At 58.3% G+C, this 20,677-nt stretch carries 14 protein-coding genes, 2 tRNA genes, 3 rRNA genes and 3 pseudogenes; 10 read left to right on the top strand and 12 right to left on the bottom strand.

Annotated features, from left to right (window positions below; all coding sequences use genetic code 11):
* Window positions 1–36: 36 nt before the first annotated feature.
* The 3 genes and pseudogenes from ACM530_RS00110 to soxR form a co-directional block, all read right to left on the bottom strand.
* Window positions 37–1,347: pseudogene (locus ACM530_RS00110) on the bottom strand (dicarboxylate/amino acid:cation symporter).
* Window positions 1,348–1,453: 106 nt separating this feature from the next.
* Window positions 1,454–2,329, bottom strand: coding sequence for an alpha/beta fold hydrolase (locus tag ACM530_RS00105; RefSeq protein ID WP_416364013.1), 876 nt, complete (start codon window positions 2,327–2,329; stop codon window positions 1,454–1,456).
* Window positions 2,330–2,559: 230 nt separating this feature from the next.
* Window positions 2,560–3,009: a redox-sensitive transcriptional activator SoxR gene (gene soxR, locus ACM530_RS00100; protein WP_416364012.1), complete on the bottom strand. Its 450-nt coding sequence runs from the start codon at window positions 3,007–3,009 to the stop codon at window positions 2,560–2,562.
* Between the two features lie 99 nt (window positions 3,010–3,108).
* On the opposite strand from soxR, the gene ACM530_RS00095 reads away from it, so the two are divergent.
* The gene (locus ACM530_RS00095) at window positions 3,109–3,474 is read left to right on the top strand and encodes an antibiotic biosynthesis monooxygenase (RefSeq protein WP_145165932.1); all 366 of its coding nucleotides are present in this window, start codon (window positions 3,109–3,111) and stop codon (window positions 3,472–3,474) included.
* On the opposite strand, the gene ACM530_RS00090 is transcribed toward ACM530_RS00095, so the two are convergent.
* From ACM530_RS00090 to msuE, 4 genes are all read right to left on the bottom strand, one after another.
* A complete protein-coding gene (locus ACM530_RS00090) occupies window positions 3,463–4,566 on the bottom strand; it encodes a sigma-54 interaction domain-containing protein (protein WP_106580595.1) in 1,104 nt (367 codons plus the stop codon). The genes ACM530_RS00095 and ACM530_RS00090 overlap by 12 nt on opposite strands.
* Window positions 4,567–4,577: 11 nt before the next feature.
* A complete protein-coding gene (locus tag ACM530_RS00085) occupies window positions 4,578–5,765 on the bottom strand; it encodes an acyl-CoA dehydrogenase family protein (protein ID WP_242193570.1) in 1,188 nt (395 codons plus the stop codon).
* 198 nt (window positions 5,766–5,963) lie between these two features.
* A complete protein-coding gene (gene ssuD, locus ACM530_RS00080; protein WP_416364011.1) occupies window positions 5,964–7,106 on the bottom strand; it encodes an FMNH2-dependent alkanesulfonate monooxygenase in 1,143 nt (380 codons plus the stop codon).
* A 9-nt stretch (window positions 7,107–7,115) separates the two neighbouring features.
* Complete coding sequence (msuE, locus tag ACM530_RS00075) at window positions 7,116–7,679, bottom strand: FMN reductase (protein ID WP_106580598.1); 564 nt, start codon at window positions 7,677–7,679, stop codon at window positions 7,116–7,118.
* A gap of 400 nt (window positions 7,680–8,079) precedes the next feature.
* Here msuE and ACM530_RS00070 point away from each other — a divergent pair, with 400 nt between their 5' ends.
* The 3 genes from ACM530_RS00070 to ACM530_RS00060 all read left to right on the top strand — a co-directional run bounded on the left by ACM530_RS00070 (window position 8,080) and on the right by ACM530_RS00060 (window position 11,601).
* Window positions 8,080–8,349, top strand: coding sequence for a hypothetical protein (locus tag ACM530_RS00070; protein ID WP_145165928.1), 270 nt, complete (start codon window positions 8,080–8,082; stop codon window positions 8,347–8,349).
* Between the two features lie 233 nt (window positions 8,350–8,582).
* The gene (locus ACM530_RS00065) at window positions 8,583–9,743 is read left to right on the top strand and encodes a cysteine desulfurase family protein (protein ID WP_416364010.1); all 1,161 of its coding nucleotides are present in this window, start codon (window positions 8,583–8,585) and stop codon (window positions 9,741–9,743) included.
* 49 nt (window positions 9,744–9,792) lie between these two features.
* Entirely contained in the window at window positions 9,793–11,601 is a 1,809-nt protein-coding gene (locus tag ACM530_RS00060; protein WP_416364009.1) for an aminopeptidase P family protein, read from the top strand.
* Here ACM530_RS00060 and ACM530_RS00055 read toward each other — a convergent pair.
* Window positions 11,552–11,734: pseudogene (locus ACM530_RS00055) on the bottom strand (hypothetical protein); the annotation flags it as partial. The gene ACM530_RS00060 and the pseudogene ACM530_RS00055 sit on opposite strands and share 50 nt — an antisense overlap.
* A gap of 4 nt (window positions 11,735–11,738) precedes the next feature.
* Here ACM530_RS00055 and ACM530_RS00050 point away from each other — a divergent pair.
* Window positions 11,739–11,885 (top strand): annotated as a pseudogene (locus ACM530_RS00050) (quinone oxidoreductase); the annotation flags it as partial.
* On the opposite strand, the gene ACM530_RS00045 reads toward ACM530_RS00050, so the two are convergent.
* The 4 genes from ACM530_RS00045 to rhtA all read right to left on the bottom strand — a co-directional run bounded on the left by ACM530_RS00045 (window position 11,878) and on the right by rhtA (window position 14,685).
* Window positions 11,878–12,468 (bottom strand): 2-hydroxychromene-2-carboxylate isomerase, encoded by a 591-nt coding sequence (locus ACM530_RS00045; protein WP_369302613.1) that lies wholly within the window; start codon window positions 12,466–12,468, stop codon window positions 11,878–11,880. The pseudogene ACM530_RS00050 and the gene ACM530_RS00045 sit on opposite strands and share 8 nt — an antisense overlap.
* Window positions 12,469–12,504: 36 nt before the next feature.
* Window positions 12,505–13,236 (bottom strand): SDR family oxidoreductase, encoded by a 732-nt coding sequence (locus ACM530_RS00040; protein WP_145165924.1) that lies wholly within the window; start codon window positions 13,234–13,236, stop codon window positions 12,505–12,507.
* Between the two features lie 114 nt (window positions 13,237–13,350).
* Window positions 13,351–13,632, bottom strand: coding sequence for a hypothetical protein (locus tag ACM530_RS00035; protein ID WP_145165923.1), 282 nt, complete (start codon window positions 13,630–13,632; stop codon window positions 13,351–13,353).
* A gap of 165 nt (window positions 13,633–13,797) precedes the next feature.
* A complete protein-coding gene (gene rhtA / locus ACM530_RS00030; RefSeq protein ID WP_106580606.1) occupies window positions 13,798–14,685 on the bottom strand; it encodes a threonine/homoserine exporter RhtA in 888 nt (295 codons plus the stop codon).
* 698 nt (window positions 14,686–15,383) lie between these two features.
* Here rhtA and ACM530_RS00025 point away from each other — a divergent pair.
* The 5 genes from ACM530_RS00025 to rrf all read left to right on the top strand — a co-directional run bounded on the left by ACM530_RS00025 (window position 15,384) and on the right by rrf (window position 20,615).
* A 16S ribosomal RNA gene (locus tag ACM530_RS00025) occupies window positions 15,384–16,920 on the top strand.
* 83 nt (window positions 16,921–17,003) lie between these two features.
* Window positions 17,004–17,080: transfer RNA gene (locus ACM530_RS00020), tRNA-Ile, on the top strand.
* Window positions 17,081–17,110: 30 nt separating this feature from the next.
* Window positions 17,111–17,186 (top strand) — tRNA-Ala (locus tag ACM530_RS00015).
* A gap of 251 nt (window positions 17,187–17,437) precedes the next feature.
* A 23S ribosomal RNA gene (locus ACM530_RS00010) occupies window positions 17,438–20,329 on the top strand.
* A 170-nt stretch (window positions 20,330–20,499) separates the two neighbouring features.
* Window positions 20,500–20,615 (top strand): 5S ribosomal RNA (gene rrf / locus ACM530_RS00005).
* Together the 16S, 23S and 5S rRNA genes with 2 tRNA genes alongside form the textbook arrangement of a ribosomal RNA operon.
* Window positions 20,616–20,677 lie beyond the last annotated feature (62 nt).

The raw sequence follows: 20,677 nt of genomic DNA, 5'->3' as shown, positions 1-20,677 counted from the left end.
ATCGGCGCGCCTTCCGGCACGCCCAGGCGTTATTGCTTACTCGGCAGCGATCTTCGCCTGTGCCGCCTGGGCAGCCCGCGCATGGCGGCCGCGCTTGAGGGCGATGGGCGCCATTTTTTCGCGATCCAACTCACCTTCCCACGCTGCCACCACCAGGGCTGCGACGGCGTTGCCGATGATATTGGTCAGCGAGCGGCATTCAGCCATGAAGCGGTCAACGCCCAGGATCAGCACCATCGCCGCCACCGGCACCGTCGGCACCACCGCCAGGCTGGCGGCCAATGCCACAAAGCCGGCGCCAACCACGGCACCGGCGCCCTTGGAGGTGAGCATGGCCACCGCCAGCAAGGTCAATTGTTGTTCCAGCGGCAGGGGTGTATTGGTCGCCTGGGCCAGGAACAGCACGGCCAGGGTCATATAGATGTTGGTGCCGTCGAGGTTGAAGGTGTAGCCGGTAGGCACCACGATGCCCACCACGCCTTTGGAGGCACCCAGGCTTTCAAGTTTCTGGATCAGTTGCGGCAGCGCCGATTCCGACGAGCTGGTGCCGAGTACGATCAACAGCTCCGACTTGATATAGCCCATCAGTTTGAAAATGCTGAAGCCTGCGTAACGCGAGATGCCGCCCAGCACCACTGCGACAAAGAAGAACGCGGTGAGGTAGAAGGTGCCGACCAGCTTCAGCAGCGGCAGCAGCGAACCCACGCCTTACTTGCCGATGGTGAAGGCAATGGCGCCGAAGGCGCCGATCGGGGCGACGCGGCTGATCATGCCGACGATGCGGAAAAACACCTCGCTGGCCTGGTTGATCACTCCAACCAGCGGTCGTGCCTTTTCGCCGACCATCACCAGGCCCAGGCCGAACAAGACGGAAATAAACAGTACCGGCAGGATCTCGCCCTTGGCGAAAGCGTCGAAAAACGTGCCCGGGATTACGTTCAGCAGAAAACCGGTGACGCCTTCACCGTGCTGCGCCTGGCCGACGAAACCGGCGATGGCCGAACCGTCCAGGGTCTTCACATCGATGTTGAAGCCCACGCCGGGGTGCAGCAGGTGAGCAGAGAGAATGCCGATCAGCAGGGCAATGCTGGAGACGATTTCAAAGTACAACAGCGCCTTGCCGCCGACCCGACCGACCTGTTTCACATCGTGCATGCTGGTGATGCCGGAGACCACCGTGCAGAAGATGATCGGGCCGATGATCATCTTGATCAGCTTGATAAACCCGTCGCCCAAGGGCTTGAGGTCGATGCCGACTTGCGGCCATTGATGGCCGATCAACACACCCAGTGCAATGGCGATGAGCACCTGCACATACAGGGTTCCCAGCAGTTTTTTGATTGTCATTGTTATTATCTCAATCGTTTTTTGGGCAAGCAGAACCCGTCGCAGGCCATCAGCAGCCTGCGAGGCGGGTCTTTCAGGTCACGGAGCTACAGCGTTCAGAGCTGGTTCAGCGAAGGAAGGTCAGGACTTCGCCGAGCAATAATTCAGGCACTTCTTCGGCAATGTAATGGCCGGCCGGCAGGGCCTTGCCACGCACGTCGGTGGCGACTTTCTGCCACTCCTTGAGTGGCTCGAAACAGCGGCCGACAGTGCCTTCGGCGCCCCACATCACCAGCAAGGGCAGGTTCAGGTGATGGCCGGCGTCGATATCCGCCTGGTCGTGCTCAAGGTCGATGCCGGCGGCGGCACGGTAGTCTTCGCAGATGCCGCGCGCAGTGCCCGGCAGTTGCAGGCAGCGCAGGTATTCGGCGAGGGCTTCTTCGGTAAACGGTTTGAGGCCCGCGCTGCGGCTGCCGATGACGCTGCGCAGGTACAGCTCGGGGTTGGACTCGATGAAGGTTTCCGGGAGCGGCGCCGGGCGTATCAGGAAGAACCAATGCCAGTAGGCGCGGGCAAACGCTTCGTTGGTCTGGGCATACATGGCCAGCGTCGGCGCGATATCCAGCAGCACCATGCGCTGCACGGCGTCGGGATGGTCGAGTGCCAGGCGATGCGCGACGCGGGCGCCTCGGTCGTGGGCGAGTACCGAGAACTGCGCGAAGCCCAGCGCCTGCATCAGTTCGACACCATCGCGGGCCATTTCGCGTTTTGAGTAGTGTGTGTGCTGGTCATTGGCCGGCGGCTTGCTGCTGTCGCCATAACCGCGCAGGTCGGCAGCCACCACGGTGAAATGCTCGGCCAGTTGCTCGGCAACTTTGTGCCAGATGACGTGGGTTTGCGGGTGCCCGTGCAGCAGGAGCAGACCGGGACCTGTACCGCCTTTGGGGTAGCTGATGTCCACGCCGTTGACGTGGCACTGGTCTTTTTGGAATCCGGCGAACATGGAATGACTCCTTGTAATGATTGCCTGCATCCTGGAATCACGCGGCGTGCGGGGCAAGGGGGAAAGCGTGGAGGGGTTGTTCATGAAGTGTGTAGGAGCCTCAACCTTTCAAACACTGAGGACTCCTGTGGGAGCTGGCTTGCCTGCGATGCAGACACCTCGGTATGCCTGTCACACCGCGGCGATGCCATCGCAGGCAAGCCAGCTCCCACATTGAGCAAGTCTGCAGGTCAGGAGGGTGGCGTCGGTTCCAGCAACTGGGCGCCCGGCCCGAGCTCGCCGAGTTGGTCATCCTGATTGCGCAGCGGGCACGCCTCCAGCGACAAACACCCACAGCCGATACAGCCACTCAGCTTGTCGCGCAGCAGCAACAATTTGTTGATGCGAGCGTCCAGGTCCTCTCGCCACAGCGCCGACAAGCGTTCCCAGTCTTCAGTGGTGGGCGTGCGCCCATCCGGCAAGGTTTGCAGCGCCTCGCCAATCGTCGCCAGCGGAATGCCCAAGCGCTGGGCGATCTTGATGACCACCACCCGCCGCAACACATCCCGTGGGTAGCGCCGTTGGTTGCCGGCATTGCGCTGGCTCTTGATCAGTCCCTTGGACTCATAAAAATGCAGGGCCGTGACCGCCACGCCACTGCGGGCGGCCAACTGGCCGACGGTGAGTGCTTTGTTGAGCATGAAAACTCCGAAACAATGCTTGACCTTGACTTAACTAGAGGTTTTACCCTGCGTGGCATCGAATCGCAAGATTTTGCCTACACCGAAAGAGTAGTGTTCATGCAGGTATCAGAGAAGAATCGCAGCTTCACTCAATTGATCGAATTTCAGATCGAGCCCCGGCAGCAACGTGCTCTGGTGGCGGCCTTGTCCACTCAAAGCGAGCGCCTGGCCCAGGGCCATGGCGGCTTTATCAATGCGAGTGTGCAGGTCAGCGACGACGGCCGGCGGGTGCTCAACTACCTGCAATGGCGCTCGCGCGAGGAGGGCGAGGCAGCCTTCAAATGCTTTGAGCATGGCGAGGAAGATTTCTGGACGCTGATCCGCGCCCACCAGGCCACGGCGGTGACCTTCGACTCCTTCCAGGTACTGCGCAGCTTTGAGCGCAGCCATGACAACGCGTTGCACTGTCGCCTAAATGGATAGGTGCAACATGCGCTCGCCTTGCACGTTTTCACCGGGCCTGCGCTTGTTTACCGCCAGCTCACCGATCTTGATCAGGCGTGTGCGCGTGACGTTGCGGCTCAGGCCCAGCAGGTTGGCGGTGTGCACCTGGTTGTAATGGCTGAAGCGGTACGCGGCGCGCAGTAACGCGTCCTCGACCTTCTCATGCAGGGCGCCGGCCTGTTCCTCGAAGAGCTTTTGAAACGCGCGCGCCAGCAGGGCTTCGGCGCTGTTGTCGGTGCCGTGCTGGCTGTCGTCCTGGCGCTCGATGCGCATGTTCGACAAGCGCAAATCATCGCGCTCGATCACGCCGTTGCGGCAGATCAGCAGGGTGTGGTGAATCACGTTCTCCAGCTCGCGAATATTGCCCGGCCAGCTGTAGCTTTTGAGTTTGTGCTCGGCCTCGCGGCTGATGGTGATCGGGCCGTAACCCAGGCGCTGGCTGTAGGCTTCGATGAAGTGCCGGGTCAGCGGCAGGATATCGCCGGGGCGCTCGCGCAATGGGCTGAGTTCCAGGCTGACCACGTCGAGGCGGTAGTAGAGGTCTTCGCGGAAATGCCCGGCGTTGATGGCCTTTTCCAGTTGCACGTTGGTGGCGGCCAGTACACGCACATCAATAGGAATGCTCTTGCGTGAGCCCAGGCGCACCACTTCGCGCTCCTGCAACACGCGCAGCAACTTGACCTGGATCGCCATCGGCAAGTCGCCGATCTCATCGAGGAACAAAGTGCCGCCGTCGGCCTCCTCGAACCAGCCGGCCTTGGCGCTGAGGGCGCCGGTAAACGCGCCTTTTTCATGGCCGAACAATTCGGCTTCCACCAGCGACTCGGAGAATGCGCCACAGTTGACCGCCACGAATGGCCGGTTGCGGCGCGCGCTCAGGTTATGGATGTGGCGTGCCACCAGCTCTTTACCGGTGCCGGTCTCGCCGATGATCAGCACGCTCGCTTCGCTGGGTGCCACTTGCTGGATGTGGTCGAGCAGCGCCTGGGATTTGGGGTCTTCGAAGACCTGGGCCGTGGCGCGGATCGAGGTCGCAAGGGCGGGCGAGGGCGGTAAGGTTAAAAGCTGCATGGGCACCTCTCTTAGGAATAGAACGTGGGAATCGGCAGGGACTGGTTCAACGCCCAGTCCCCCAGCTCGTGAAGTTTGTAGTCCACCGGGTCGTGCAAGGTTTGTGTGCGCAGGTTGCGCCAGTGGCGGTCCAGGCGCAGTGAGGCGTGGGTGGAGCGCGCGCCGGTGACTTCAAACAGGCGGCTGCACAGCTCCAGGCCCTGGCGGGTGGCGGCAACCTTGGCGGTGGCAATCGCGATGGCCAGTTGGCCGCGTTCGTGCTCGCTGAGCTTGGCGCCTTTGGCCCAGGCCTGGTCGAGCAGATCGGTGGCGCGCTCGACCAGCAGGCGCACGCCTTCCAGCGCCACCCAGAACTCGCCGTAGTGGTGCAGCACGTAAGGGTCCTGGCGCACGTCGTCGGCCGAGGATTTGTGCCACGAACGGGTTTCGGTCAGGGTGTAATTGCGCGCTTCTTCAAACGCGCCCTCGGCAATCCCGAGAAACATGTGCGTGAATGTCAGCTGCGCGATCAGCGGGCGCAGGCAGGCGAAGGGCGTGCTCAGTGGGCCTGGATCGAGCAGCAGTTCCGATTCTTCGACACGCACCCGTTCAAAGCTGGCGCTGCCGCTGTCGGTCTGGCGCTGGCCGATGTTGTTCCAGTCATTGTGCAAGGTGATGCCGCTGCGCCCGCTGGGGATGGCCGCGATCAACAGTTTGCCGCCGGCACTTTCATCCACCGCCGAGGCGATGAGCATTTCCGAGTCGCTGGCGCCGGAACAGAAACTTTTTTTACCCGAGAATTCGCGCCAGCCGCCGAAATCCTTGACCACCGTGCGGGTGTCCAGCGGGTTGAGGGCATTGCCCCAGAACCAGTTTTTGCGCGCGGTCTGTTCGAACCAGGGTTGCCATTGGTCCGGGCGTGCAAACAGGCGCACGGTGGCGAGCATCAAGTGGTGGAAGCCAAAGACATGGGCGATGGAGCTGTCGACCTTGGCGAATTCGCGCACGATGCCCAGGGTTTCGCTCCAACGCGCGCCGAGGCCGCCGTATTGCGTGGGTATGCTCAGGGCCAGCAGGCCGCTTTGGCGCAGGGCGTCACGTTCGGCTTTCGGGGTGCCGCCACGCTCGTCGCGCTCGACGGCCGTGAGGGCGAATTCGGCGGCCAGCAGTTTGGCGGTTTGCAGCGGCGATGGCAGGACGCTGTGGGGGTTGGCTGTCACGGGGTTTCCTCAATTGGCTCAGAAGCCGTGCGCTGTAGGTCTGGCAATGCAGCTCAAATGTGGGCGCTGGCTTGTCGAGTCGTCGCACCGCTGCGATGGCATCAACCGGGGTTCACTGAAACACCGAGTCGCCTGTATCGCGGGCAAGCCCGGCTCCCACAGAAAAGCAGTTGCCCTATCAGGCCGATTTCAACGTGCTCAGGCCTTTGTTTTGGGCAGCACATCATTGGCAATCATTTCGCCAAACGGGCCGGTGAGGTTGGTGACGCCACGCCCGGCGAGGCTGGCGTAAGGTTCCGGCAATAACGGGAACACCAGCTCGGCAAAGCGATACGCCTCTTCCAGGTGTGGGTAGCCGGAGAAAATGAAGCTCTCGATGCCCAGGTCGGCGTATTCCTTGATGCGCTCGGCCACCTGCTGCGGGTTACCGACCAATGCCGTACCGGCACCGCCTCGGACCAGGCCGACGCCGGCCCACAGGTTGGGGGCGATTTCCAGGTTGTCGCGGCGCCCATCGTGCAAGGCGGCCATGCGGCGCTGCCCTTCGGAGTCAAAGCGCGAGAAAGATTTTTGCGCGGCCGCGATGGTTTCGTCGCTGATGTGCTCGATCAGTTTGTCGGCGGCTTTCCAGGCGTCTTCTTCGGTTTCGCGCACGATCACGTGCAGGCGAATGCCGAACTTCACGGTGCGGCCGTGGCGTGCGGCGCGTTCACGCACATCCGCGAGTTTTTCCGCGACGGCGGCGGGCGGCTCGCCCCAGGTCAGGTACACGTCCACCTGTTCGGCGGCCAGGTCGTGGGCCGCGTCTGAAGAACCGCCGAAGTACAGCGGCGGATAGGGCTTCTGCACCGGTGGGTAAAGGGCCTTGGCATTCTGTACGCGCAGGTGTTTGCCTTCGAAATCCACCGATTCGCCCTGCAACACACGGCGCCAGATCTGCAGGAATTCGTCGGAGACTTCGTAGCGTTCGCTGTGGTCAAGGAAACTGCCGTCGCCGCGGTTTTCGTCGGGGTCGCCGCCAGTCACCACATTGATCAGCAAGCGGCCGTTGGACAGCCGATCCAGTGTGGCGGCCATGCGCGCCGAGACGGTGGGCGAGATGATGCCCGGACGAATCGCCACCAGATAACGCAGGCGTTCGGTCAACGGCACCAGCGCCGAGGCGATGACCCAGGAGTCTTCGCACGAACGACCGGTAGGAATCAGCACACCGTAGTAGCCCAGGTTGTCAGCCGCTTGCGCCACTTGTTTCAGATAATTGAGGGTGACCGGCCGTGCACCTTGGGTGGTGCCCAGGTAGTGACCGTCGCCATGCGTCGGCAGAAACCAGAAAACATCCATGACAAATCCTTAAGCGATTTTCAGCAGAGAGGGGGAGTGCGCGGCAAACAAAGGTGCTGCGCGTTCTGCGGCAAGGCGTATGCGGCCCTTCAAGGGCTCGCTGGTTATTTGGTAGTCGGTGAAGTCGGCTTCGGTGGCATACACACCGATCGGCAAGGTCAATGCCTGGAAGAAGCTGAACAGCGGGCGCAGCTGATGATCGAGCACCAGCGCGTGACGTTCGCTGCCGCCGGTGGCAGCGAGCAATACCGGCGTGTTGATCAGTGAATTGAGGCCGACCAGATCGAACAAGTGCTTGAGCAGGCCGGGGTAGGAGCCGCGGTACACCGGTGCGGCGACGATCAGCAGGTCAGCCTGTTCGATGGCCAACAGTTGCGATTCAACCTCGGCCGGCAGTTCGTCACGCGACAGGGCGCCGCCCAATGGCCGGGCAATGTCGCCCAGTTCGATCAGCGTGGTCTGGATCGGCAGCAACGTCGCCAGCTCGGCCAACACGGCCTGGGTCAGCACCAGGGTGCGCGAGGGGCGCCAGGTTCCGCCGGAGAGGGCAACGACATTCAGGGGACGGGTCATGAACAGTTCCTTTATCAACAGGGGTACATAGCGGGTGAAGTGGAGCGTGTTGAGCAAGAGCTGTACCAACGGCTGGAAGCCTTGATTGGCGTGGGCTTCAGGCTCACTGCTGAACGGTGAAGCTGTTGGCTGACTGGTGTTTTGTTGAATGACTGTTGCTGGCGCAACAGTTGCGTGGCGAACAGTGTTGATTCGATATGGGGCTATTTATAGAGGGTTAGGTTTATTCCGTAAATGAACGTATTTCCATATTTATAGATCTTAAATGAATATGCATGGCTGGCTATTGCAGGTGTCTGAACGGTTGATAGCGACTATCACGGCGGGTGATTTTTCACCGTGCAGGGGCGGGAGTAGCCTGTGTTCATTGACTCGAAACCTCCTTCGCAGGGCCTCCACCATGAACCATTTTCTGGCTGTTTCCTTACTCGTTGTCAGCGCCGTCCTTGCTGGCTGTGCGACTCATCCATCACCTGAATCACGCCCTTACACGGCTGAAGAAACCAAGCAATTGGCCCTGGAAGCGCTGAGCCGTCGCGGCTTGTCGTTTGATGAATACCAACAGCAGCGCGCCGCACTGACCGCCCAGCCACAGAAGCCGTTCGGCTTTGATCACCAAGGCGAAATGAACGCCGAACGCAGCGTGGTGCTGCATGGTCGTCCCAGTTGAGCCGGCGCTCAGCAGCAAAAAGCCCGAGGATTCCCCTAAGGAACCTCGGGCTTTTTGTTTGCCATTGGGCTACTTCAGCCTGTTAAGCTGAATTTCAGGAGCGTTCCTACGCACATTTGCATAAAGTTGTTCTTCTTTAATGGCATTCGATCGGTTAAACCTGACGACCTCTGTTCCGGTTGATGCCCCTGAGACGTTGCTCTCGGGAATACGCTCTGCGAGTCTTAAACGTCATGAATAAACGTCCGTTGTATTTCGACTACGCCGCCACCACGCCGGTGGATGAGCGGGTCATCCAGGTGATGGTCGAGTGTCTGGGCTTCAATGCCAATTTCGGTAACCCAGCGTCCAGTTCCCATGCGTACGGCCAGGCGGCCCGGCAAACGGTTGAACAGGCGCGGCGCCAGGTCGCCGAGCTGGTCGGTGCCAGCCCTGAGCAGATCGTCTGGACCTCCGGTGCGACTGAATCCAACAACCTCGGGATCAAAGGCGTGGCCCAGGCGCGCGGCGTGGCGGGCGGGCACATCATTACCAGCCAGATCGAACACAAGGCCACGCTGGATACCGCGCGGCAGTTGCAGGAAGCCGGGGTGGCCGTCACTTATCTGGTGCCGGACGCCGACGGGCTGATCAGCGCCACCGCGGTGAGTGAAGCGTTACGTGACGACACCTTTCTGGTGTCGCTGATGCTGGTCAATAACGAATTGGGCACCTTGAACGACATCCCTGCCATCGGCGCACGGGTGCGTGAGCACGGCGCGCTGTTGCATGTGGATGCCGCGCAAGGTGCCGGCAAAGTCGCGATCGACCTGGCTCAATGGCCGGTGGACTTGATGTCGTTTTCTGCGCACAAGCTGTACGGCCCCAAGGGCATCGGCGCGTTGTATGTCGGCCCGCGAGCGCAGCAAAAGGTGTTGGCGCAGATTCACGGCGGTGGTCACGAAGGCGGCCTGCGCTCCGGCACCCTGGCGACACATCAGATTGCGGGCATGGGCACCGCGTTTGCCTTGGCGGCGCAGTCCTTTGCTGAGGAAAAGGCCAGCATCGTCGCCTTGCGTCAGCGTCTGCTCGACCAGTTGGAAACAGTGGCGGGCGTGCGCCTCAACGGCAGCGCCACACAGCGCATTCCTCATACGCTCAGCCTGACGTTCAGTGAGGGTGAGTTCAATTCCGCCGCACTCAGTGCCGGCATGGCGTTCTCGGCGACCTCGGCGTGTAATTCCGCAAGCAACGCGCCGTCCCACGTGCTTTTGGCCCTGGGCCATGACGCACGCAGCGCTGGTCGTACCATTCGCCTGAGCCTGGGCCGGTTTACCACCGAACAGGACATCGATCAGGCCGTGCAGTTGATCAAAGCCGCACTCGCCAGTGCCCCGGCGTTCTGGGCGGTCTGATTTTTCATTCGCAACACATAACAATTATTAGTGGTTAGCAGGAGACACAATGAGTACGCAGCCTTTGACCCATGGAACGGTTCCCCAGCGCCTGGCGCACACCCGTGAACTGATGCGCCGCGAGGGCATCCACGCCCTGTTGGTACCGTCGGCCGACCCGCACTTGTCCGAGTACTTGCCGGGCTACTGGCAGGGGCGGCAATGGCTGTCGGGGTTTCATGGTTCGGTGGGCACGCTGATTGTCACTGCAGATTTCGCCGGTGTCTGGGCCGATAGCCGTTACTGGGAACAGGCGACCAAGGAACTCAAGGGCAGCGGTATCGAGCTGGTGAAGTTGCAGCCCGGCCAACCCGGCCCGCTGGAATGGCTGGCCGAGCAAACCCCCGAAGGTGGTGTGGTGGCGGTGGATGGAGCGGTCATGGCCGTGGCCTCGGCGCGTACCCTGGGCGGCAAGCTGACAGAGCGCGGCGCGCGCCTGCGTACCGATATCGATGTGCTCAACGAAGTCTGGCAAGACCGCCCGGCATTGCCGAACCAGCCGATCTATCAACACCTGCCTCCGCAGGCGACAGTCAGCCGCGGCGAGAAGCTCGCCGCGCTGCGTGCCAGCCTGAAAGAGAAGGGTGCCGACTGGCACTTTATCGCCACCCTGGATGACATCGCCTGGCTGTTCAACCTGCGTGGCGGCGATGTGTCGTTCAACCCGGTGTTTGTGTCGTTTGCCTTGATCAATCAGCAGCAGGCCACCTTGTTTGTGGCGCTGAGCAAGGTCGATGCCGAGTTACGCGCGGTGCTGGAGCAAGAGGGTGTGACCCTGCGCGACTACAGCGAAGTGGCGGATGCGCTGCGGGCTGTGCCGTCGGGCGCGAGCTTGCATGTTGACCCGGCGCGGGTGACGGCCGGTTTGCTGGAAAACCTCGATGCCGGCGTCAAGCTGGTCGAAGGGCTGAACCCGACCACGCTGGCCAAGTCGCGCAAGAGCCTGGCCGACGCCGAGCATATCCGCCAAGCCATGGAGCAGGACGGCGCGGCGTTGTGCGAATTCTTCGCCTGGCTGGACAGTGCGCTGGGCCGTGAGCGCATTACCGAACTGACTATTGATGAACACCTGACGGCGGCGCGTACCCGTCGCCCCGGTTATGTGTCGTTGAGTTTCAACACCATCGCGGCCTTCAACGCCAATGGCGCGATGCCGCACTACCACGCCACTGAAGAAGAACACGCACTGATCGAAGGCGATGGCTTGCTGCTGATCGATTCGGGCGGACAGTACCTGGGCGGCACCACGGACATCACGCGGATGGTGCCGATCGGCACGCCGAGCGAAGAGCAGAAGCGTGACTGCACGCGGGTGCTCAAGGGCGTGATTGCCTTGTCGCGTGCGCAGTTTCCCAAGGGCATTCTGTCGCCGCTGCTGGACGCCATTGCGCGTGCGCCGATCTGGGCCGAAGGCGTGGACTACGGCCACGGCACGGGTCACGGTGTAGGCTATTTCCTGAATGTGCATGAGGGCCCGCAAGTGATTGCCTACCAGGCCGCCACTGCGCCGCAAACGGCGATGCAGCCGGGGATGATCACCTCGATTGAGCCGGGCACTTATCGCCCAGGCCGTTGGGGCGTTCGCATCGAGAACCTGGTGTTGAACCGTGAAGCGGGCAAGACCGAGTTCGGTGAGTTTCTCAAGTTCGAAACCCTGACCCTGTGCCCGATCGACACCCGTTGCCTGGTGCCGTCGCTGCTGACGGCGGACGAGCGCGAGTGGTTCAACGCTTACCACGCCGAGGTGCGCGAGCGGCTTAGCCCGCTGCTCAGCGGTGCCGCACTGGAATGGTTGCAGGTGCGTACAGCGGCGATTTGATCGGTTGCAGTTCGGGCGCCTGGGCCAGGGCGTCGGCCATATCGTCGACGAACGCCTTGACCCGGGCCGACTGGCGGCGATTGGGCGCCGAGGCCGCGTAAATGGGCAGTGACAGCGGGGTGTAGTCCTGCACACCGATACTGGCCGACGCGGCCAGGTTGATCGATGCGGGCAAGCTCAAGCCGATCATGGACCCGCATCAATTCGACCTGCTGACGGCAAATGCCGCTTACGATTTGCTCGCAAGCGGCGCTCGGGGGCGATTGGTGATAGCGATTAGCTGAGGGCTTCGCGCACAAATTCCAGACGGTCCTGACCGAAGAACAGCTGGTTGCCTACAAACATGCTGGGCGCACCAAACACGCCGCGCTGAACGGCCTGTTCCGTGTTGTCCTTGAGGGCGGCTTTCACGCTTTCGTCATTGGCCAGGGCCAGCACTTCTTCCGGGTTGAAACCGGCTTCGGTCAACACCGCGGCCACGACAGCGGGATCGCTCATATTCCGACCTTCGACCCAGAGGGCGTGGAACAGGCAGTCGATGAAGCCTTGGAAGCGCTCGGGCTGGTGACGCTGCATGCCGGTCACTGCGCGCATCAGCATCAGGGTATTGATGGGGAAGTGCGGGTTGAACTTGAGCGTCACGTTGTAGCGTTGGGCATACCGCGCTAGGTCATTAAACATGTAACGGCCCTTGGCCGGGACGCTGATGGGGGATGCATTGCCGGTGGCTTTGAACACGCCTCCGAGCAACATCGGCTGGTACACCAGGGTCGCGCCGGTTGCGGCGCACAGGGCAGGCAGTTGGGTGTAGGCCAGGTACGTGGCGGGACTGCCGAGGTCAAAGAAGAATTCCAGGGTTTTACTCATGGTCGATGCTCGCTGCTTATTGTTGTGGAGGCGTGCTTACCAAGGTTCATTCCAGGGGCGCAGGTCCAGTTCGAAGGTCCAGGCGTCGCGTGGTTGGCTGTGCAGGTACCAATAGTTGTCGGCGATGTGTTCGGGGTTGAGGATGCCGTCCTGATCCTTCAGGGCGTATTTTTGCGGGAAGTTGTCGCGAATGAAGTCGGTGTCGATGGCGCCGTCGACCACTACGTGGGCCACATGGATATTCCTGGGGCCCAGCTCTCGCGCCATGCTTTGTGCGAGTGCGCGGATGCCGTGCTTGGCGCCGGCAAACGCAGCGAAACCCGCAGCGCCGCGCAAGCCTGCGGTAGCGCCGGTGAACAGGATGGTGCCGCGGTTGCGGGTGACCATGCGCTTGGCCACTTCGCGTGCATTCAGGAAGCCGGAGAAGCAGGCCATCTCCCAGATCTTGAAGTACTTGCGCGCGGTTTCTTCAAGGATGCTGCAAGGCACGTTGGCGCCGATATTGAAGACGAACGCTTCGATCGGGCCCAACTCGCTTTCGATCTGTTCGATCAGCGCGATGACCTCGTCTTCCTTGCGTGCATCACAGGCAAAGCCGTGGGCTTGGCCACCGGCCGCCTGGATGCTGTCGACCAAGGGCTGCAGTTTGTCTGCGCTGCGGCGGGTGACGCAGGCCACGTAGCCTTCGCGCGCGAAGCGCTTGGCAATGGCGCCGCCGGTGGCATCACCGGCACCCACTACCAATACGATTTTGTTGTTTTCTGTCATGGGAACTCCGTTGCTCGATAGTCGAGCAGGAGTGTAGCCGCAGCGTCGCAAAGGGCCGGGTCGAGATCAGGTTTTCAGAAAAGAGGAGCAGTCGGATGAAGACTGCTCGGGTGCTCACTTACAGATGACGATCATGCTGCGACTGGTGTAGCCGGCAGGGTTGAGGCCGAAGGGGTAGTCTCCAGGCTCCTCGGAGTTGTCACCGGACTTGGCGATAACCCGGTAGCCCTTGGCACCGCATGAATTGGCTGCGCTGGTGTAGCACTGGTCCCAGGAGGAGGACAGCCCCGAACAGTTGATATGCAGCCCTTTTTTGCCCCGTTTCACTTCTGTCTTGGTGGTCGCAGCACAGCCCGCAATGCCCACGACCATGAACAGTATCAATATTCTTTTCATCACTATCCTTAATAGCCGCTTCGCAAAAAGGCTCGATGCAGGCTTCACTCGCTCTCGATTGTAGCGTTCAGCTGTCCTTGTCGAAATTCTCCATGAAAGACATTCATTTACGGCCTAAACATGGCCTAAATAAGCGGCAAATACCAGAGCTACCTTTGATAGCGATCAATCGGCCGGCACCAGCGGTTTGGATTCATTGCGCATCGTCAGCGTAGCGCCTACAGAGGCCAGGATAATGCAGGTGATGGCCAGCCACTGAGCCAGCGACAAGTGCTCTTGCAGGAAGAACAGCCCGGAAAGCGCGCCGAATGCAGGCTCGATGCTCATCAGGGTGCCGAAGGTGCGGGCAGGAAGGCGGGTGAGTGCGACCATTTCCAGGGTATAGGGCAGGGCCGTGGACAAGATGGCGACAGCCAGGGCGACGGGGATCAGTGCTGGGGTCAGCAGTGCGGCGCCTGCGTGGACGATGCCAATCGGCGCGACAAACAAGGCAGCAATCATTACGCCGAGTGCTGCGGTCTGGACGCCATTGTCGTTGCCGGCCTTTTGGCCAAACAGAATATAGAGCGCCCAGCAGATACCCGCGCCGAGGGCATAGGCTGCGCCCGTCAGATCGATACCACTGCTGGCTTCGCCTATGGGTATGAGCAGTAGAAGGCCGGCGATCGCGAGGCCGATCCATAGAAAGTCCACCGCCCGGCGCGAAGCGTAGATCGCAACGGCGAGCGGGCCTGTGAATTCCAGCGCTACTGCGATGCCCAGGGGCACTGTGCGCAAGGACATATAGAAGAGGAAATTCATGCCACCCAGTGCCATGCCATAAATGACGACGGTACGCAGGGACTTGGCCGTGAGCTTGGCGCGCCATGGGCGTAATAGAAGCAGCATGATCACACTGGCAAATATCAGCCGCAGGGTGGTCGTGCCTTGGGCGCCGACGATGGGAAACATGCTTTTGGCCAGCGAGGCGCCGGACTGGATCGACGCCATGGCTATTAATAGCAGGCCGACCGGGAACAGTGCCGATGCCAGGCTGCGGGGTGGGGTGGTCATTGGGGGTGTTTGTCCAAAGTCGTGGTGGAGAGGCAGGGGGCATATGATGCTCAACTGGTGAGCTTTGAGCAATATATTGCTCAGTTGCTGGATTTTGGCCGTCTATATAGAAGGTGTCGTTAGGTTTTCGGGGAGTTTGATAGAAAATCCAAATTAAGGGTTGACGGCAGATTCTGGAAGTCTATAATTCGCCCCACTTCCGGCGCAGTCGAAACGGAAAACTCCTTGGTAAACAAAGAGTTACGCGAGATTCGACAGCGAGTTGCTTCAGTTCATCGAAGCCCAGAAGGAGTTGGTAGGGCAGTGTTGTTTGGCTCTATTAACGTTTCGATCTTCTCGGTCGAAAGCGGAGAAAAAGAGGTGTTGACAGCAGCGTGTAACGCTGTAGAATTCGCCTCCCGCTAACGAGAGATCGGAAGCGCAAGTGGTTGAAGTTGTTGAAGAAATCTTCGAAAACTTCTGAAAATAATCACTTGACAGCAAATGAGGCTGCTGTAGAATGCGCGCCTCGGTTGAGACGAAAGATCTTAACCAACCGCTCTTTAACAACTGAATCAAGCAATTCGTGTGGGTGCTTGTGGAGTCAGACTGATAGTCAACAAGATTATCAGCATCACAAGTTACTCCGCGAGAAATCAAAGATGTAACCAACGATTGCTGAGCCAAGTTTAGGGTTTCTTAAAAACCCAAAGATGTTTGAACTGAAGAGTTTGATCATGGCTCAGATTGAACGCTGGCGGCAGGCCTAACACATGCAAGTCGAGCGGTAGAGAGAAGCTTGCTTCTCTTGAGAGCGGCGGACGGGTGAGTAATGCCTAGGAATCTGCCTGGTAGTGGGGGATAACGTTCGGAAACGGACGCTAATACCGCATACGTCCTACGGGAGAAAGCAGGGGACCTTCGGGCCTTGCGCTATCAGATGAGCCTAGGTCGGATTAGCTAGTTGGTGAGGTAATGGCTCACCAAGGCGACGATCCGTAACTGGTCTGAGAGGATGATCAGTCACACTGGAACTGAGACACGGTCCAGACTCCTACGGGAGGCAGCAGTGGGGAATATTGGACAATGGGCGAAAGCCTGATCCAGCCATGCCGCGTGTGTGAAGAAGGTCTTCGGATTGTAAAGCACTTTAAGTTGGGAGGAAGGGCATTAACCTAATACGTTAGTGTTTTGACGTTACCGACAGAATAAGCACCGGCTAACTCTGTGCCAGCAGCCGCGGTAATACAGAGGGTGCAAGCGTTAATCGGAATTACTGGGCGTAAAGCGCGCGTAGGTGGTTTGTTAAGTTGGATGTGAAATCCCCGGGCTCAACCTGGGAACTGCATTCAAAACTGACTGACTAGAGTATGGTAGAGGGTGGTGGAATTTCCTGTGTAGCGGTGAAATGCGTAGATATAGGAAGGAACACCAGTGGCGAAGGCGACCACCTGGACTAATACTGACACTGAGGTGCGAAAGCGTGGGGAGCAAACAGGATTAGATACCCTGGTAGTCCACGCCGTAAACGATGTCAACTAGCCGTTGGAAGCCTTGAGCTTTTAGTGGCGCAGCTAACGCATTAAGTTGACCGCCTGGGGAGTACGGCCGCAAGGTTAAAACTCAAATGAATTGACGGGGGCCCGCACAAGCGGTGGAGCATGTGGTTTAATTCGAAGCAACGCGAAGAACCTTACCAGGCCTTGACATCCAATGAACTTTCTAGAGATAGATTGGTGCCTTCGGGAACATTGAGACAGGTGCTGCATGGCTGTCGTCAGCTCGTGTCGTGAGATGTTGGGTTAAGTCCCGTAACGAGCGCAACCCTTGTCCTTAGTTACCAGCACGTAATGGTGGGCACTCTAAGGAGACTGCCGGTGACAAACCGGAGGAAGGTGGGGATGACGTCAAGTCATCATGGCCCTTACGGCCTGGGCTACACACGTGCTACAATGGTCGGTACAGAGGGTTGCCAAGCCGCGAGGTGGAGCTAATCCCATAAAACCGATCGTAGTCCGGATCGCAGTCTGCAACTCGACTGCGTGAAGTCGGAATCGCTAGTAATCGCGAATCAGAATGTCGCGGTGAATACGTTCCCGGGCCTTGTACACACCGCCCGTCACACCATGGGAGTGGGTTGCACCAGAAGTAGCTAGTCTAACCTTCGGGAGGACGGTTACCACGGTGTGATTCATGACTGGGGTGAAGTCGTAACAAGGTAGCCGTAGGGGAACCTGCGGCTGGATCACCTCCTTAATCGACGACATCAGCTGCTCCATAAGTTCCCACACGAATTGCTTGATTCATTGAAGAAGACGATAAAGAAGCAGCCCGAAATTGGGTCTGTAGCTCAGTTGGTTAGAGCGCACCCCTGATAAGGGTGAGGTCGGCAGTTCGAATCTGCCCAGACCCACCAATTTTGTGTGGGAAACGCCTGTAGAAATACGGGGCCATAGCTCAGCTGGGAGAGCGCCTGCCTTGCACGCAGGAGGTCAACGGTTCGATCCCGTTTGGCTCCACCACTACTGCTTCTGAAAGTTTTGAAAGCTTAGAAATGAGCATTCCATCCAGGTGATGGTGAATGTTGATTTCTAGTCTTTGATTAGATCGTTCTTTAAAAATTTGGGTATGTGATAGAAAGATAGACTGAACGTTACTTTCACTGGTAACGGATCAGGCTAAGGTAAAATTTGTGAGTTACTCGTAATTGAGTATTATCGAATTTTCGGCGAATGTTGTCTTCACAGTATAACCAGATTGCTTGGGGTTATATGGTCAAGTGAAGAAGCGCATACGGTGGATGCCTTGGCAGTCAGAGGCGATGAAAGACGTGGTAGCCTGCGAAAAGCTTCGGGGAGTCGGCAAACAGACTTTGATCCGGAGATGTCTGAATGGGGGAACCCAGCCATCATAAGATGGTTACCTTACACTGAATACATAGGTGTAAGGGGCGAACCAGGGGAACTGAAACATCTAAGTACCCTGAGGAAAAGAAATCAACCGAGATTCCCTTAGTAGTGGCGAGCGAACGGGGACTAGCCCTTAAGTGGCTTTGAGATTAGCGGAACGCTCTGGAAAGTGCGGCCATAGTGGGTGATAGCCCTGTACGCGAAAATCTCTTAGTCATGAAATCGAGTAGGACGGAGCACGAGAAACTTTGTCTGAATATGGGGGGACCATCCTCCAAGGCTAAATACTACTGACTGACCGATAGTGAACTAGTACCGTGAGGGAAAGGCGAAAAGAACCCCGGAGAGGGGAGTGAAATAGATCCTGAAACCGTATGCGTACAAGCAGTGGGAGCAGACTTTGTTCTGTGACTGCGTACCTTTTGTATAATGGGTCAGCGACTTATTTTCAGTGGCGAGCTTAACCGAATAGGGGAGGCGTAGCGAAAGCGAGTCTTAATAGGGCGTCTAGTCGCTGGGAATAGACCCGAAACCGGGCGATCTATCCATGGGCAGGTTGAAGGTTGGGTAACACTAACTGGAGGACCGAACCGACTACCGTTGAAAAGTTAGCGGATGACCTGTGGATCGGAGTGAAAGGCTAATCAAGCTCGGAGATAGCTGGTTCTCCTCGAAAGCTATTTAGGTAGCGCCTCATGTATCACTGTAGGGGGTAGAGCACTGTTTCGGCTAGGGGGTCATCCCGACTTACCAAACCGATGCAAACTCCGAATACCTACAAGTGCCGAGCATGGGAGACACACGGCGGGTGCTAACGTCCGTCGTGAAAAGGGAAACAACCCAGACCGTCAGCTAAGGTCCCAAAGTTATGGTTAAGTGGGAAACGATGTGGGAAGGCTTAGACAGCTAGGAGGTTGGCTTAGAAGCAGCCACCCTTTAAAGAAAGCGTAATAGCTCACTAGTCGAGTCGGCCTGCGCGGAAGATGTAACGGGGCTCAAACCATACACCGAAGCTACGGGTATCACGTAAGTGATGCGGTAGAGGAGCGTTCTGTAAGCCTGTGAAGGTGAGTTGAGAAGCTTGCTGGAGGTATCAGAAGTGCGAATGCTGACATGAGTAACGACAATGGGTGTGAAAAACACCCACGCCGAAAGACCAAGGTTTCCTGCGCAACGTTAATCGACGCAGGGTTAGTCGGTCCCTAAGGCGAGGCTGAAAAGCGTAGTCGATGGAAAACAGGTTAATATTCCTGTACTTCTGGTTATTGCGATGGAGGGACGGAGAAGGCTAGGCCAGCTTGGCGTTGGTTGTCCAAGTTTAAGGTGGTAGGCTGAGATCTTAGGTAAATCCGGGATCTTAAGGCCGAGAGCTGATGACGAGTTAACTTTTAGTTAACGAAGTGGTTGATGCCATGCTTCCAAGAAAAGCTTCTAAGCTTCAGGTAACCAGGAACCGTACCCCAAACCGACACAGGTGGTTGGGTAGAGAATACCAAGGCGCTTGAGAGAACTCGGGTGAAGGAACTAGGCAAAATGGCACCGTAACTTCGGGAGAAGGTGCGCCGGTGAGGGTGAAGGACTTGCTCCGTAAGCTCATGCCGGTCGAAGATACCAGGCCGCTGCGACTGTTTATTAAAAACACAGCACTCTGCAAACACGAAAGTGGACGTATAGGGTGTGACGCCTGCCCGGTGCCGGAAGGTTAATTGATGGGGTTAGCTAACGCGAAGCTCTTGATCGAAGCCCCGGTAAACGGCGGCCGTAACTATAACGGTCCTAAGGTAGCGAAATTCCTTGTCGGGTAAGTTCCGACCTGCACGAATGGCGTAACGATGGCGGCGCTGTCTCCACCCGAGACTCAGTGAAATTGAAATCGCTGTGAAGATGCAGTGTATCCGCGGCTAGACGGAAAGACCCCGTGAACCTTTACTATAGCTTTGCACTGGACTTTGAATTTGCTTGTGTAGGATAGGTGGGAGGCTTTGAAGCGTGGACGCCAGTCTGCGTGGAGCCAACCTTGAAATACCACCCTGGCAACTTTGAGGTTCTAACTCAGGTCCGTTATCCGGATCGAGGACAGTGTATGGTGGGTAGTTTGACTGGGGCGGTCTCCTCCTAAAGAGTAACGGAGGAGTACGAAGGTGCGCTCAGACCGGTCGGAAATCGGTCGTAGAGTATAAAGGCAAAAGCGCGCTTGACTGCGAGACAGACACGTCGAGCAGGTACGAAAGTAGGTCTTAGTGATCCGGTGGTTCTGTATGGAAGGGCCATCGCTCAACGGATAAAAGGTACTCCGGGGATAACAGGCTGATACCGCCCAAGAGTTCATATCGACGGCGGTGTTTGGCACCTCGATGTCGGCTCATCACATCCTGGGGCTGAAGCCGGTCCCAAGGGTATGGCTGTTCGCCATTTAAAGTGGTACGCGAGCTGGGTTTAGAACGTCGTGAGACAGTTCGGTCCCTATCTGCCGTGGACGTTTGAGATTTGAGAGGGGCTGCTCCTAGTACGAGAGGACCGGAGTGGACGAACCTCTGGTGTTCCGGTTGTCACGCCAGTGGCATTGCCGGGTAGCTATGTTCGGAATAGATAACCGCTGAAAGCATCTAAGCGGGAAACTAGCCTCAAGATGAGATCTCACTGGAACCTTGAGTTCCCTGAAGGGCCGTCGAAGACTACGACGTTGATAGGTTGGGTGTGTAAGCGCTGTGAGGCGTTGAGCTAACCAATACTAATTGCCCGTGAGGCTTGACCATATAACACCCAAGCAATTTGCTTGCTTCGAGCTGAAAAGCGAAAGAGCACCAGATTGCGGTGTGTGAAGACGAAATGAACCGAAAGTTCGAATCTCACAAAACACCGAAAGCTGTCACATACCCAATTTGCTGAAGCGAGACCACATGGTCACGACTCAGTACCCGAATTTCTTGACGACCATAGAGCATTGGAACCACCTGATCCCATCCCGAACTCAGCAGTGAAACGATGCATCGCCGATGGTAGTGTGGGGTTTCCCCATGTGAGAGTAGGTCATCGTCAAGATTAAATTCCAAAGCCCCTGTTTGCTAACGCAAACAGGGGCTTTGTTTTGGGCGGTCGAAAAG

The sequence above is a fragment of the Pseudomonas sp. NFX183 genome (assembly GCF_047943075.1).
GTDB lineage: Bacteria > Pseudomonadota > Gammaproteobacteria > Pseudomonadales > Pseudomonadaceae > Aquipseudomonas.
The sequence above is the reverse complement of the archived record's forward strand: the minus strand, read 5'-3'. Positions and strand labels throughout refer to the sequence as shown.